This window comes from Agrobacterium sp. RAC06 (assembly GCF_001713475.1).
Lineage (GTDB): Bacteria > Pseudomonadota > Alphaproteobacteria > Rhizobiales > Rhizobiaceae > Allorhizobium.
The window spans coordinates 3818910-3833619 of sequence record NZ_CP016499.1 but is presented as its reverse complement, the minus strand read 5'-3'; the positions used below and the strand labels follow the sequence as shown (position 1 = coordinate 3833619).

General features: G+C 63.7%; 11 protein-coding genes. 9 read left to right on the top strand and 2 right to left on the bottom strand.

Going from position 1 to position 14710, the window contains the following annotated elements; genetic code table 11:
* The first annotated feature begins 9 nt into the window (after positions 1-9).
* The 7 genes from BSY240_RS18175 (at position 10) to BSY240_RS24215 (ending at position 10009) form a co-directional block, all read left to right on the top strand.
* A complete protein-coding gene (locus BSY240_RS18175) occupies positions 10-3198 on the top strand; it encodes an efflux RND transporter permease subunit (protein ID WP_069043246.1) in 3189 nt (1062 codons plus the stop codon).
* Between the two features lie 137 nt (positions 3199-3335).
* Positions 3336-4385: a magnesium chelatase ATPase subunit I gene (gene bchI, locus BSY240_RS18170; RefSeq protein ID WP_069043245.1), complete on the top strand. Its 1050-nt coding sequence runs from the start codon at positions 3336-3338 to the stop codon at positions 4383-4385.
* On the top strand, positions 4378-6213 hold the full coding sequence (locus BSY240_RS18165) for a VWA domain-containing protein (RefSeq protein ID WP_069043244.1): 1836 nt from the start codon (positions 4378-4380) through the stop codon (positions 6211-6213). Before bchI ends, BSY240_RS18165 begins: the two co-directional genes overlap by 8 nt.
* Positions 6210-7118 carry an alpha/beta fold hydrolase BchO gene (gene bchO, locus BSY240_RS18160; RefSeq protein WP_069043243.1) on the top strand — a complete coding sequence of 303 codons (909 nt, stop codon included), beginning with the start codon at positions 6210-6212 and terminating at the stop codon, positions 7116-7118. Before BSY240_RS18165 ends, bchO begins: the two co-directional genes overlap by 4 nt.
* Positions 7115-8686 carry a phytoene desaturase gene (locus tag BSY240_RS18155; protein ID WP_069043242.1) on the top strand — a complete coding sequence of 524 codons (1572 nt, stop codon included), beginning with the start codon at positions 7115-7117 and terminating at the stop codon, positions 8684-8686. Before bchO ends, BSY240_RS18155 begins: the two co-directional genes overlap by 4 nt.
* Positions 8683-9852, top strand: a complete 1170-nt coding sequence (locus BSY240_RS18150) for a phytoene/squalene synthase family protein (RefSeq protein WP_069043241.1) — start codon at positions 8683-8685, stop codon at positions 9850-9852. The genes BSY240_RS18155 and BSY240_RS18150 overlap by 4 nt, the downstream gene beginning before the upstream one ends.
* A complete protein-coding gene (locus BSY240_RS24215) occupies positions 9845-10009 on the top strand; it encodes a hypothetical protein (RefSeq protein WP_153762894.1) in 165 nt (54 codons plus the stop codon). The genes BSY240_RS18150 and BSY240_RS24215 overlap by 8 nt, the downstream gene beginning before the upstream one ends.
* Here BSY240_RS24215 and BSY240_RS18145 read toward each other — a convergent pair.
* Positions 10006-10857, bottom strand: a complete 852-nt coding sequence (locus BSY240_RS18145) for a hydroxyneurosporene synthase (RefSeq protein WP_069043240.1) — start codon at positions 10855-10857, stop codon at positions 10006-10008. The genes BSY240_RS24215 and BSY240_RS18145 overlap by 4 nt on opposite strands.
* On the bottom strand, positions 10854-12437 hold the full coding sequence (crtD, locus tag BSY240_RS18140; RefSeq protein ID WP_083229672.1) for a 1-hydroxycarotenoid 3,4-desaturase CrtD: 1584 nt from the start codon (positions 12435-12437) through the stop codon (positions 10854-10856). Before crtD ends, BSY240_RS18145 begins: the two co-directional genes overlap by 4 nt.
* A gap of 109 nt (positions 12438-12546) precedes the next feature.
* Between crtD and BSY240_RS18135 the strand changes: the two genes are divergently transcribed.
* Complete coding sequence (locus BSY240_RS18135; protein ID WP_054147823.1) at positions 12547-13413, top strand: polyprenyl synthetase family protein; 867 nt, start codon at positions 12547-12549, stop codon at positions 13411-13413.
* 4 nt (positions 13414-13417) lie between these two features.
* Positions 13418-14614 carry a methyltransferase gene (locus tag BSY240_RS18130; RefSeq protein WP_083229671.1) on the top strand — a complete coding sequence of 399 codons (1197 nt, stop codon included), beginning with the start codon at positions 13418-13420 and terminating at the stop codon, positions 14612-14614.
* Positions 14615-14710: the final 96 nt, after the last annotated feature.

Here is a 14710-nt window from a genome sequence, read left to right as displayed (position 1 = left end):
GACACGCCAATGACCAATCTGGGCATTGCCGGTCATTTGACACGCGCCTTCATCAAGTCGCCGCTAACACCACTCTTCCTGATCGCCGCCTTCGCCTTCGGTCTTGTGGCCCTGCTCTCGCTCCCGCGTGAGGAAGAGCCACAGATCTCCGTGCCCATGGTCGACATCATCGTCCAGGCCCCGGGCCTGCGCGCCGACGATGCGCAGAAGCTGATCACCGAGCCGCTGGAAACCATCGTCAAGAGCATCAACGGCGTCGAGCACATCTACTCCCAGTCCATGGACAACATGGTCATGGTCACCGCCCGCTTCCTGGTCGGCACCTCCGCGGATGCCGCGGTGCTGCGCGTCCACGACAAGGTGCGCGCCAACATCGACCGCATCCCCGTCGGCATCGCCGAGCCCAAGGTGGTCGGCCGTGGCATCGATGACGTTGCGATCGTCACCCTCACTTTCTCCCCGACGAAAGACGCGAGCGGCCATGTGGGCGCAAACGACCTGACCCGCATCGTCCGCGAAGTCCGCAACGAGGTCGCCAAGGTCGATAATGTTGGCCTCACCTATGTCGTCGGCGAAACCAACGAGATCATCCGCATCTCGCCACAGCCGGAAAAGCTCGCCCTTTACGGCATCACGCTGCAGCAGCTTGCCGGCAAGGTCGGTGGCGCCAATACGGCGATGCCGGCCTCTCAGGTCCGCGAAAACGGTCGTCAGATCGATGTAATCGCCGGCGAAACCCTCGCTTCCCCGGCCGAGATCGGCAATCTCCTGCTGACGGCCCGCGATGGCAGGCCGGTCTATGTCCGCGATGTCGCGACCATCGACTTTGCCACAGACACCAGCGAAGCCCTCGTTTCCACCCTGCGCAAGGACGGCGATACCGTCGAACGCGTGCCCTCTGTCACACTTGCCATCGCCAAGCGCGCCGGCTCCAACGCGGTCGTGGTCGCCGAGGCGATCCTCGAGCGCGTCGAAGCCCTGGAAGGCAAGCTGATCCCAGAGGACATCCGTGTCGAGGTCACCCGTGACTACGGCGAAACCGCGAATGAAAAGGCGAACGAGCTCCTCTATCACTTGGGCCTCGCGACCGTTTCGATCATCGCGCTGGTCTGGCTGGCGATCGGCAGACGCGAAGCGCTGGTCGTGGCGATCGTCATTCCCGTGACGATCCTGCTCACCCTCTTCGCTTCCTGGCTGATGGGCTACACGCTAAATCGGGTGTCGCTCTTCGCGCTCATCTTCTCGATCGGCATTCTCGTCGACGACGCCATCGTCGTCATCGAGAATATCGCCCGCCACTGGGGCATGGGCGACAAGCGCTCGCGCCAGCGCAGCGCCATCGAAGCGGTTGCCGAGGTCGGCAATCCGACGATCGTCGCGACACTGACCGTCGTCGCCGCCCTCCTGCCGATGCTCTTCGTCTCCGGAATGATGGGCCCCTATATGAGCCCGATCCCGGCCAACGCCTCGGCCGCGATGATCTTCTCCTTCTTCGTCGCCGTCATGGTCACTCCCTGGCTGATGCTGAAGGTCGCCGGCAACGCACCCGTGCACGCCCATGCCGATCACGAGACCGGCGGCATACTGGGCCGGATGTACGCGGCAACCGCCCGCCCCATCCTTGCAACAAAGACCCGCAGCTGGGTCTTCCTGATCCTCGTCGGCGTACTGACACTCGGATCGCTGAGCCTCTTCTACACCAAGCATGTCACGGTGAAGCTGCTTCCCTTCGACAACAAGTCGGAGCTGCAGGTCACCATCGATCTGCCGGAAGGCTCATCCGTCGAGGCGACCGATGCCGTAGCCCAGGCCGTGGGGCGCACCGTGCTCGATATGCCGGAAGTGGTCTCCGTCCAAACGCATGCCGGAACAGCAGCCCCCTTCAACTTCAACGGTCTTGTCCGCCACGCCTATATGCGCGCCGCTTCCTATCAGGGTGACGTGGCCATCAACCTGACGCCCAAGGCGGAGCGTGATCGCACGAGCCATGACATTGCGCTTGATATCCGCCGGAAGATTTCGGGCATTGCCATGCCCGAGGGCACCAGCCTCAAGGTCGTCGAGCCACCGCCGGGACCGCCGGTCATGGCAACCCTGCTCGCCGAGATCTATGGCCCAACGCCTGAGATCCGCCGCGCCGTGGCCGAAAAGGTCGAGGCAGCCTTCCGCTCGGTGCCCTTCATCGTCGACGTCGACAACTCCTATGGCGTGGAAGCACCGCGCAAGCGGCTGGTCATCTCGACCGACGACGCGGAATTCTACCGTGTCGAGGAAGGCGATGTCTTCGACACCATCGCGATCCTCGCGAACGGCAAGACCATCGGCTACTCGCATCGCGGCGAAGGCCGTCCGCCGATCCCGATCCGGCTGGAACGCGCCAAGAGTGAGAAGGTGATCGACGAGCGTTTCCTCTCGACGCCGATGCCGGCCAATGTCCTGCCCGGCGACAAGGGTGTCGTCGAACTCGGCGACGTCGTGCGCGTCATCGACGAAAAGACCACGCTGCCGATCTTCCGTCACAACGGCATCAATGCCGAGATGGTGACGGCGGAACTCGCCGGCGACTTCGAGGCCCCCCTCTACGGCATGCTCGCCGTGCAGGAAGCGATCGACGCGCAGGACTGGACGGGACTTCCCAAGCCGGTGATCTCCCTCAACGGCCAGCCGACCAACGAAGATCAGGCAACGCTTCTCTGGGATGGCGAATGGGAAGTCACCTGGGTGACCTTCCGCGACATGGGCGCCGCCTTCATGATTGCGCTCCTCGGCATCTATATCCTCGTCGTCGCCCAGTTCGGTTCGTTCAAGGTGCCGCTGGTCATCCTGACGCCGGTGCCGCTGACCTTCATCGGCATCCTCGGCGGCCACTGGCTCTTCGGTGCACCATTCTCAGCGACCTCGATGATCGGCTTCATCGCGCTCGCCGGCATCATCGTGCGCAACTCGATCCTGCTGGTGGATTTCATCCGCCACGCCGATCACACCGGGAAAACACTGACCGATGTCCTGATCGAAGCCGGTTCGATCCGCTTCAAGCCGATACTCCTGACGGCGCTTGCGGCGATCATCGGTGCAGCCGTCATCCTGACCGACCCGATCTTCCAGGGGCTGGCGATCTCGCTGCTCTTCGGCCTGATCTCGTCGACCCTGCTGACGGTCCTGGTGATCCCCGCAATCTACCGGGTGCTACGCACCTGAAAGGACTGACCTGAGGACATATGGCCGCGCGGCAAGCGCGGCCATTTTTATTTGGACAGAAGATTCTCAGCACACCCCCTTCAAAGCGACATTAAAAAGTGTAAACTAAATTTTACACTCAAGCTGAGGCGGGACCCATGGCCCAACCATTCCCATTCGCCGCCATCGTCGCCCAGGAGGACATGAAGAAGGCCCTCTTGATGGCGGCCGTCGAGCCTCTGCTCGGCGGCGTGCTGATCTTCGGCGATCGCGGCACGGGAAAATCCACGGCAGTCCGCGCCCTGACGGAGCTGCTGCCACCGATCGAAACGCGCGACGGTTGCCGCTACAACTGCCTCCCGGCAGAGCCGCAATCCGCCTGCACCGTCTGCAATCCCCCAAGCGGCCTGAAGCCACCTGCTATAGTGAAGCATCGCGCACCAATGATCGATCTTCCTCTGGGCGCGACGGAAGATCGGGTCTGCGGCTCGCTCGACATTGAAAAGGCCCTGGTCGCCGGGGAGAAGCACTTCGAGCCCGGGCTCCTGGCCGCCGCCAACCGCGGCTTCCTCTACATCGATGAGATAAACCTGCTGGAGGACCATCTGGTCGACCTCCTCCTCGATGCGGCAGCCTCTGGCGTCAATGTCGTCGAGCGCGAAGGCCTGAGCATCCGCCACGCCGCCCGTTTCGTCCTCGTCGGCAGCGGCAATCCGGAAGAAGGAGATCTCAGACCGCAATTGCTCGATCGCTTCGGTCTTTCCGTCGACGTCCGCACCATCGACGATCTCGACCAACGCATCGAGGTGATCCGTCGCCGTGACACCTACGAGACGGACCCGCGCGGTTTCGTTAAGCTCTGGGCCAAGCGCGACGCCGCAGTCGGTCGCCGCGTGATCGCCGCGCGAAAAATTCTCCGTCAGGTGGAGATCCCTGATCATGTGGTCAGGCGCATGTCGCAACTCTGTTTGCGTCTCGGGATCGACGGCATGCGCGGCGAGCTGACCCTGATGCGCGCCAGCCGGGCTGCCGCAGCGCTCTCCGCGCGTCTTCAGGTCACATGGGATGATGTAGCCGATATCGCACCCATGGTGCTTTGCCACCGTCTGCGCCGTGACCCGCTCGACGATGCCGGTTCTGCACCCCGCATCGAGCGCGCCCTGGCGTCGATCGACGACACCGGCAAAGACCGTCACGCCCATGGCTGAACTCGGCCCCCACGACGCCTATGAGAAAGCCCTTGATGACAGGGGCGCGGAACTCTGGGCGGATGCGCAGCTGGCGATCGAGCTACTTGGCCTGGGAGGCTCAAGCCTCGGCGGCGTCTGGCTCAGGGCCCGGTCGGGTGGCGTACGCGATCACGTCATTTCCCTCCTGCAGGAACGCCTCAATATCGGATTTGTCCGCCTGCCACCCGGTACATCTGCGGCCAACCTCTCAGGCGGCGTCGACCTCGCGGCAACCGCTGCGACAGGAAGCCTCGTCCGGCAACAGGGGCTTCTGGCTCGGGCCGAAGGCGGCGGACTGATGGTTCCCATGGCAGAGCGCCTCGACCCATCGCTCGCAGCCATGGTCGCCCGCGCGATGGATCAACCTGCAGAGAGCAGCTTTCTGCTGGTCGCCCTCGATGAATCCCTTGATGATGAAGCCCCGCTTTCCGGCGGACTTGCCGATCGCCTCGCGCTGCGCATCGATCTCGACGGCATCGGCTGGCATCATGTGAGCAGCCCAGAGACAGAGCCAGCCCGGTTGCGGACCCCGGTCGCCACCTGGCAGGATGTCACGATCGACGATCGGCTGCTGAAGGGCCTCGCCACCATCTCGGCGATATCAGGCCATAGCTCGACCCGCATATTGGCGCATCTCGCACGCACGGCACGACTTCTGGCGTGTCGCGAGGACCGTACGGCAGTTGAGGAGCGCGACGCGCTGACAACCCTTCGCCTGTGCCTCGGTCTGCGACTGGCGCCTCAGGCTGAAGCGCCAGCCGAGCAGCCGGACGATCAATCGACAGATGCTACTCCCGGACAGCTCGAAGAACCGGTTGCCCCCTCGGCTCCCACGGACCCGGCCGATCAGGATCAAGACAGCAATTCCGACAAGCCGACACAGCTCGACGCGCTGACGGAAATGCTGGCGGCCATCAAGGCAGGTGCGCTCTCGGCAGATCCCTGGCTCACCATCGCCCAGCGTCCAAGCCGCAATGCGGGCGGGTCGGGTAAGTCGGGTGACCTGCACAAGAATACCCGGCGGGGTCGGCCTTTCGGCATTGGGCTAGCGCCGCCCCATCCGGAGGCCCGGCCCGACATCATCGCGACCCTGCGCGCAGCAGCGCCCTTTCAGCGTATCCGCGCGGCCCAACGTCAGGCTCTGAGTGTGGCGAACCCTCGTCCATCGTCAGGAGCCACGGCGCCGCGCGCCTATGTCAGCCGCGATGACTTCCGGTATCTGCGTTTGCGCCATGCAGCCCCCTCGACGGCAATCTTTGTCGTCGACGCCTCGGGTTCCACCGCACTGGAGCGCCTAGGCGAAACCAAGGGCGCGATCGAACAGCTGCTGGCGCGATGTTATGTCCGCCGCGACGAAGTGGCCTTGATCGCCTTCAGGGGCACAAGCGCCGAGCTGCTTCTGCCACCGACCCGGTCGCTCACCGCCGCGAAACGCCAACTCGCTGCTCTTCCCGGCGGCGGGCCAACGCCACTTGCCGCGGGGCTTAAAGCCGGCCTCGAGCTCGCGCTCTCCGTCGAGCGACGCGGCAGCAGCCCTGTGCTTGTCCTGCTGACCGATGGGAGCGGCAACATCGCCCTCGATGGCACCCCTGATCGGGCCCTGGCCGCCGAAGAACTCTCGCGTCTTGCCCGAAACTGCAAATCCAGGGACTTGAAGACAATCTGCATCGATATTGCACGCCGCCCGCGCGAAAGCGTGACCACTCTTGCGAGCATGCTCGGCGCCGACTTGCACATCTTGCGAAAAGCCGATGCCGGTCATGTGTCGCAGCTCGTGGACCGTTCGATGCAGGAGGCGCGTGTATGACACTCGGGCGCGATCGACTGAACTGGGAAACGGACGGCCGCAACTGGCCGAACCGCAGCGCAAGCCAGTTCGTGAAGACCAATGCCTGTGACTGGCATGTGCAGATTGCGGGGCCGGACACCGCACCGATGATCCTGCTGCTGCACGGGACGGGTGCATCCTCCCATTCCTGGCGGCATCTGTTGCCGCTACTCAGCGCGCGCTTTCGCGTCGTGGCGCCCGACCTTCCCGGCCACGGCTTCACCCGTCCGCGCGGACCAACAGACCTCTCACTTCCCGGGATGGTGCGGGCATTGACGGAACTGGTCTCTCGACTGGATCGCTGCCCAGCCGTCATTCTCGGACATTCGGCCGGTGCGGCCATCGCCGTCACACTGGCGGCCAGCAAGGCCTCCGCCGTACCGCGCCATGTCATCGGCATCAACGGCGCCTACCTGCCGATACGTGGCAACGCACTGTTTTCGCCGCTGGCCAAGGCGCTCTTCGCCAACCCCTTTTCCGCCTCGATGTTTTCCCTGATGTCACGGGTGACGCCGCTCGGCGGCAATCTGCTGACCGCCACCGGCTCACCGATCGATGAGGAAGGGCGCGCACTCTACCGCATGCTGCTGGCCTCCCCCGCCCATGTTCGAGGCGCGCTCGGCATGATGGCCGCCTGGGACCTGTCCCGTTTCGACGCCACCTTGCAGCGCCTGCCCTTCCCAATGACGCTGATTGCCGCCAAGGACGACCCCATGGTACCGATCGAAAACTCCAGTCACGCAGCGCGACAGGCTCCTGGGAGCCGGCTCGTGCTGACCGACACGGGAGGACACCTTCTGCATGAATGCCGGCCCGCCGACGTCGTGCGGTGGCTGGACGAGGCCATTGGAAACCAGCGACCGAACGGAGCGGATGCAGCATGAATGTCGCCGGCCGCTTTCCCAGACACAAGCCCAAACCCATCGACAACAGACCGCATGCGATCGTGATCGGTGCTGGCGTGGGAGGTCTCGCGACCGGTGCCCTGCTCGGCGCCAAAGGTTATCGTGTCACGATCATAGATCCGCTGGACGAACCCGGTGGACGGGCCTATGCCCATCGCCAGGACGGTTTCACCTTCGACGCCGGGCCGACCATCATCACCGCCCCCTGGCTTTTCGAAAAGCTGTGGCATGACTGCGGCGGTCGCCTGAGTGACGATGTCGAACTCCGGCCAAACACCCCCTTTTACCGGGTGCGCTTCGACGACGGTACGGTCTTCGACTATTCCGGCGACCGCGCGGCGATGGAAGCACAGATCGCGAGGATCGAACCCAGGGATGTCGCTGGTTATCGCAGCTTTCTCGACGAGAGCCGGCGGATCTATGAAGTCGCCTTCGAGCAACTGGCGCACAAACCCTTCCACAGCCTGCTGTTCACGGCAAAGACGCTTGCCGGTCTGGTGCGCCTGGGCGGCTATCGCTCCGTCTATTCGGTCGTCTCGAAGCATTTCAAGAGCGACAAGCTGCGCACCCTCTTCTCCTTCCATCCGCTGCTGATCGGCGGTAACCCCTTCTCGGCCACCTCTTTCTACTGCCTGATCGCCCATCTCGAGGGCAAATACGGCGTGCACCATGCAATCGGCGGCACGAACGCGCTGGTGCGCGGCATCGCCTCGCTTGTCACCCGCAACGGCGGACGCATCCGGCTGAACGAGACGGTCACTGACATCGAGACGGAGGGACGTCGGGCAACGGCCGTGCGGCTGGCCTCCGGCGAGCGGATCGCTGCCGATATCATCGTTTCGAACGCCGATCCCGCCACCACCTATGGCAAGCTCCTGAAGCACCATCCCCGGAAACGCTGGACCGATGCCAAGCTTAAACGTGGCGACTATTCGATGAGCCTCTTCGTCTGGTACTTCGGCACGAACCGCCGCTATGACGATGTCCTGCATCACACGATGCTCTTCGGCCCGCGTTATCGAGGACTTCTCGACGACATCTTCCGGAACCACCGCCTCGCAGACGATTTCAGCCTCTACCTGCATCGACCGACGGCCAGCGATCCCTCGCTGGCTCCGCCCGGCGGCGATACCTTCTACGTCTTGAGCCCGGTGCCAAACCTCGAAAGCGGGACCGACTGGAACGAGGCAGCAGAAATCTACCGGCACAAGATCGAAAAACGGCTCGAGGAAACCCTGCTGCCCGGTCTTTCAGAGAGCATCGTCTCCTCGCGAATTGCGACCCCGCTCGACTTCCGGGACAGACTTCTTTCGTGGCAGGGGGCCGCCTTTGCACTCGAACCCAAGCTCCTCCAGAGCGCCTGGTTCCGACCGCACAACAGAAGCGAGGAACTCGACAATCTCTTCCTTTGCGGTGCCGGCACGCATCCCGGTGCAGGCCTGCCCGGCGTCGTGTCGTCGGCGCGCATCGTCGCCGATCTGGTGCCGGATCCGGCAACCCTACCAGCCGGCACTTGGGAAGGTCGCGGAAGAGGATCTGCACAATGACAGACACACACCCGTCCCACTCCGAAGCCTATCTGGCCCGTCCGACGATCCGTCGGCCAATCCTCTTGAACTATGGCTTTTCCGGAGACTTCGAGGATCAAAGAGCCTGTTCGGCCGCCATTCGTCGGGGGTCGAAATCCTTTCACCTCGCCTCTCTGCTTTTGCCGGGACCGACTCGCGAGGCCGCGCGCGCGCTCTATGCCTTCTGTCGGCATTCCGACGACCTGATAGATGATCCACGCAGCGGCATGCCAGCCCTCCAGCGCCTGCGCGAGCGGCTGGACCTGATCTATGCCGGGGCACCGGCACCCTTTGCCTGCGACCGCGCCTTCGCACGGGTGGTGCACGACCATGCCATTGCCAAGCCGGTGGTCGAAGCCCTGCTCGACGGCTTTGCCATGGATCTGGACGGGCGGCGCCACGCGACCATCGACGACGTGAAAGCCTATGCGACCTGTGTTGCTGCAAGCGTCGGGCTGATGATGGCATCGGTGATGGGCGTCAGCGACAGGGCTGCGCTTTCCCGCGCGGCCGACCTCGGGATCGCTATGCAACTGACCAACATCGCCCGCGATGTCGGGGAAGACGCCCGAAACGGCAGGCTCTATCTGCCGCTCGACTGGCTGGAAGAACAGGGTGTCGACGTCGCGGCCTTCCTGCATAATCCGCAATTCACCCCCGCGCTCGGTCTGGTGGTAAGGCGGCTGCTCGACGAGGCTGCCCGCCACTACCGGCTCGGCCATGCCGGCATCCGCAGCCTGCCGAAATCCTGTCGTCATGCGATCCGCACTGCCGCCTTGGTTTATGAGGCGATCGGCCAGGCCATTGCAGCCAATGGCTATGACAGCGTCAACCATCGCGCGACAACGGGACTCAGCACCAAGCTTGGCCTCCTGATCAAGGCACGCTCCGACGATAGCCGCTGGACGGCGACGGCCGTGCGCGATCTCCATGCCGGGACGGAACCTGTCGCACGATCGCTGGTGACACTCAGCGGCATCTTGCGGGAGAGTGCCCCGACGCAACGCCCCGACACGCCAGCATCTGATGGGGAGACGGCCGTGGGACGGGTAACCGACATTCTGCTGAGGCTTCATGCCGACGCACGTATTGAGACGCTGAGACGCCGAGACGCGGCGCGGGAAAAGGCGGCGAGCCTTGCTTGAGCATTATTTCGGCATCATCGAAGCCATCTTCGTCTTCAGCCTGGCGATCGCCTTCTATGTCTGGCAGATGCGCGATCTGAAAAAAGCGAAGCGCGAGGCGGAAGCCCGCGAGCGGCAAGCGAGCCAGCCTCTTACGGACGAGCCGAAAACCGACTAGGCGCGGCGCGGCATGCGAAACGGAAGCATCAGCCTGACGACCGGATTTGCCAGTCGGCGACAATCGAGCGTCTCCTGCATCATCTCGACCGGATCCCCGGCAATCACCGTTTCGACCAGCGAGCGCCGGTAAAACGGCGTGTCTTCGAGAGCGTTTTTCAAGACGGGAGTTGTGCCACCGTCGCAGGCGATACCGCCGCCGACGCCCCAGAACCCGCGCTGTAGCAGTTTTCGTGGCGGGGGATCGAAGTCCGCCACCGCACCGTCACGACCGCAGACGAGGCCGAAGCGGCTGTTCGTCCCGTCGGCAAGCACGGAATCGTAGAGGATCACCGTACGGCCATCGCCCGTATTGCCCCTGGCCCAGTCCCAGCCGGAAAAATCCGTCTCAAGCGGACGGGCGCCATGGTTCATGTCGTGATAGCCCGCCCCCGTCCATCCACCATCGGGCAGCGCCTCGCAGGCGACGGTGACCCGCCCATTGGGGGCGACTGGCTGCCAGGCATGAAACCCGGCGCGATCGAGACCATAGGCCCGCGCACCAAGAAAATCCGGCACTAGCCGGATTTCGCCCCGCATGCGTTTTGGCAGCAAACGCTGGCCGGGCCAGGGCAGGAAGATCTCGTCGAAGCTGATCACGAAGCCTGAACCATCGTAGCGGAACGAACTTTTGCCGATCGCCAGGGAGTGCTTGTCGCGACTGAGCCGGGCCTTGCCACGCTCGGTCATCGCCCAGGCGTGACCCTGCGGCCCGTAGAGCGCGACATTGAAGGCAATATGGTTTTCCGGATCACGCCGGCCGGACCAGTGATAGTAGGGCGAAAACACGGAGCCGATGAAGGCGATCACCGTGAAGGCGAACTGTCCGCAGTCACTCGTTCCGTCTGCATACCACCAGTGATAGCCGCCAGGTGCGACCGCCTGGTCAAAGGCCGGTCCGCCATCAACCGTTCGGCCGCGAGCTTGCCGGAAAGCGCCGCCATCGGCAGCCCCGGCCCCGGATGTACGCTGCCCCCCGCCAGATAAAGCCCCGGCAGCGGCCCCTCCGATCCCGGCCGGGCGAAGGATGCCATCCACCCGTGCGAGGCCATCCCGTATAGCGCTCCCCCCGTTCCCGGATAGAGGCTCGCAAAGCGATCCGGAGTCGTGATGTTCGCCGTAGCCTGTGGGTTCGAGAGCGTCAGACCGTTCAGTGACAGTCGCCGTTCCATGCTCTTCAGACATGCATTGACCTCGCTTTCATCGAACCGGTGACGATCTCCATCCGCCGGGAGGTTCATCAGGGCATAGATGCGCTCCGGCTCGACACCGCCGGCCTTTAGGCGACCGGTCGCATCGCGGTCCTGAGCGCAGAGATAGACGGTCGGATCGGAAGGTGCCTCGCGCCGTTTAAAGATCGCCTCGAACTCGCGCTCGTAGTCGTCGGAAAAGAACACCGTATGATGAGCAATCTCGACACCTTTAGGCTCGGCGACGCTGCATGACACAAGGGCTGACAGAGACCGTTGTGCCCGACTGCGAGCCGGGTCCGGAGGCGAGGCGCCGATCAGCCGGGGCAGCGCGGCGACATCTCCGTTGTAGACGATCTGCCGGGCATCCACCCGTCGGCCAGTTCGGGTGACCACACCGGACACGGCCCGACGCGAGGGATCGATGAGGATCTCGCTGACGGGATCGCCATAGCGAAACTCGACGCCGAGCTCGACAGCCAGCGCTTCGAGACGCATGGCAAGCGCCCTGATCCCGCCCTCGACGGTCCAGACACCCTCCTGCTCGACATGCGCGACCAGCATCAGTGTTGCCGGAGACAGGAAGGGCGAAGAGCCGCAATAGGTGGCGTAACGACCGAAAAGCTGGCGAAGGCGCACATCGGAAAAATAGCCGCCAAGCGCAGACCAGAGCGTCGAGAACGGCTTGATCGCGAGCAGATCCGCCGGCCGACCGAGCCCGATGCGACGAGACAGGGAAACCGGATTGGGTCTGGTGGCGTCGATGAAACTGTCTTTCAACACCTCAAACGTCCGCCGGCTGTCGGCCGCGAAGCGCCGGTATCCCTCTGCCTCGCGCCGTCCGGCAAAGTCTCCGATCGCCCTGATCGTTTCGTCATGGTCTGCATGCAGATCAAGACAGACCCCGCCCCGCCAGTAATGGCGCGCGATCACGCTCGATGGGACCAGGCTGAGTTCGTCTTCAATTCTGCGTCCCGCAGCGGCAAAGAGTGCCTCGAAGACCCATTTCATCGTCAGCACCGTCGGCCCCGCATCAAAGCCTCTGCCAGCCGCTTCGACACGACGCATTTTGCCGCCGGCCTCGGCCTGCGCCTCGCAGACAACGACGCGATATCCGGCCGCAGCCAATCGAATGGCAGCCGAGAGCCCCGCCATGCCGGCACCGATCACCAGCACGGTATCGTCTGTCGAAACAGGCACCTTCGTCTCCTGTGGCCAGTTGACTTACGGACTTAATGTGTCAATCTTGATTTACACATTATTGAGTTGCGCAAATTTTACAACAGCGCATTCTCCGGAGGTCAACCCAATGGATTTCCCCGAGCGCATCGAAACCGGCATGCAGCGCGCCCTGCGTTATGCGACCGCCAATGGATGCCCACCCATCCTGGCGAAAGCCCTTCGGCATGCGGTGTTTCCCGGAGGTGCGCGTATCAGGCCTCGGCTCTGCCTTGCGGTCGCGGCCGCCTGCGGTGACCGTGAGCCGAATGCCGCCGACAGTGCTGCCGTGGCCATCGAACTCCTGCATTGCGCATCCCTCGTGCATGATGACATGCCATGCTTCGACAATGCGCTGACGCGTCGAGGCGCGCCGAGCGTACATGCCCAATTCGGTGAAGAGATCGCGCTTCTTGTCGGCGACGGCCTAATCATCGCAGCTTTCGAGACGGTCGCCCGGGAAACACAGCAGACACCGCTTCTGACCGCACCAATGATCGCCACCATCGCTAATGCTGTGGGCAGCCCCTATGGCCTCGTGGCCGGCCAGGCCTGGGAAAGCGAACCCGAAATCAACATCACCGCTTATCATCGCGCCAAGACCGCCTCGCTGTTCAGCGGTGCCGTGTCGACCGGCGCGATCGCCTCGGGCGGCAATCCGAGGGAATGGCTGGTGCTCGCAGACGCGCTCGGCGCTGCCTATCAGGTGGCCGACGACCTCTATGACGCGGTGGGACAGTCCGACGCCGGCAAGCCGGCCGGACAGGACAGCCGCAATGGCAAGCCGAACATCGTCGCCAGCATCGGCCTCGAAGCGGCGCTGGTTCGCCTGAAGCGTCTTGTCACCGAGGCCGTCGAGAGCGTGCCCGACTGCCCCGGTGCGGAAGCTTTCCGCGCGATGATCCGTAACGAAGCGACACGGCTGATGCCGAAAACGCTCGCCACCAGCGCGGCGTAAGACCATGGATACCGGAGGCGGAAGAGGCTTCGATGCCAGCCCGCCGATCCGCACCAGCGAGGCGCGAGCGGACCATCGACAAAGCCTCCTGCAGTCGGTGGCGATCGGTTTTCGTCTCTGGCGAAGCCGCCAGATAGCCTCGCCCCGCTTCCGCGCGTTCGTTTCGCGGATGCCGCTGCTGCGGCAGATCGCCAACCGCAAGGCCAATCATCTGTTTCGCCTGACAACAGGCTTCGTCCACACCCAGATCCTGTCTGCCTGTGTGGGTGTCGGGATCTTCGAGGCCCTGGACGGCGAGGCATTGTCCACGAATGCAATTGCTGCCCGCTGCGGCATGCCGTCGGACGCCATGCGGCGTCTGCTCGAGCAGGCAAGACGGCTCGATCTCGTCGTCAGCCTCGCCCCTGATCTCTGGCTGCTCTCGGATGCCGGCACGGTGCTCGCCGCCGATCGCGGTCTGCGGGAGATGATCCGGCATCATGACATGTTATACCGCGATCTCGCTGATGCGCCCGCCTTTTGGCGCGGCGATCGCAGCGATACCGAACTCCGCCGCTACTGGGCCTATGTGAGGGGCAGCGACCCCGCCAGCATCGGCAACGAGGAGGCCGCACCCTACTCCGCGCTGATGCGCGAGAGCCAGGCGATGCTGGCCGACTGTCTCCTTGCATCCCACGACTTCGGCCAATACCGATCCGTACTCGATGTCGGCGGCGGCGAAGGCGCATTCCTCGCAGCCATTGGCGCGCGGCATCCCGCGACACGGCTCGCGCTGTTCGATCTGCCCGCGGTCACACAGCTTGCAACCCGCCACCTGCAGGAGCGCGGTCTTTTGACCCGCAGTAGACTGCACCCCGGTGATTTCACGCGCGATCTCATTCCGGCCGACCAGGACTGCGTGACGCTGGTCCGGATTCTCTGCGATCACGATGACGACCGCGTCCTGAAGATCCTTGCCAACCTGCACCGGCATCTCGCACCCGGCACCCATCTCCTGGTCGCGGAAGCCATGGCCGGCAATACGGACGGCCCCAACCTCGCAGCCATCTATTTCACCAGTTATTTCACCGCCATGGGATCCGGCCGCTGCCGGACCGCCAGTGAAATTATCGCACTCTTGGCCCGTAGCGGCTTCGCCGGCGCGAAGGTTGCCACCACAACAAATCCCCTCCTGGCAGGCCTTGTGATCGCCAAGCGCTGATTGTTGGTGAACTTCACAGCCCCAAGTGTAAATTTTGATTGACACTTTGATGCGTAATCTTAAGATGACAATTGGGAGCAGAAAGCATCCCGTGTC

Excerpts from the sequence above, each read along its gene's own strand:
- BSY240_RS18175 (WP_069043246.1), top strand. The coding sequence starts at position 10 with ATGACCAATCTGGGCATTGCCGGTCATTTGACACGCGCCTTCATCAAG.
- bchI (WP_069043245.1), top strand. The coding sequence starts at position 3,336 with ATGGCCCAACCATTCCCATTCGCCGCCATCGTCGCCCAGGAGGACATG.
- BSY240_RS18165 (WP_069043244.1), top strand. The coding sequence starts at position 4,378 with ATGGCTGAACTCGGCCCCCACGACGCCTATGAGAAAGCCCTTGATGAC.
- bchO (WP_069043243.1), top strand. The coding sequence starts at position 6,210 with ATGACACTCGGGCGCGATCGACTGAACTGGGAAACGGACGGCCGCAAC.
- BSY240_RS18155 (WP_069043242.1), top strand. The coding sequence starts at position 7,115 with ATGAATGTCGCCGGCCGCTTTCCCAGACACAAGCCCAAACCCATCGAC.
- BSY240_RS18150 (WP_069043241.1), top strand. The coding sequence starts at position 8,683 with ATGACAGACACACACCCGTCCCACTCCGAAGCCTATCTGGCCCGTCCG.
- BSY240_RS18135 (WP_054147823.1), top strand. The coding sequence starts at position 12,547 with ATGGATTTCCCCGAGCGCATCGAAACCGGCATGCAGCGCGCCCTGCGT.
- BSY240_RS18130 (WP_083229671.1), top strand. The coding sequence starts at position 13,418 with ATGGATACCGGAGGCGGAAGAGGCTTCGATGCCAGCCCGCCGATCCGC.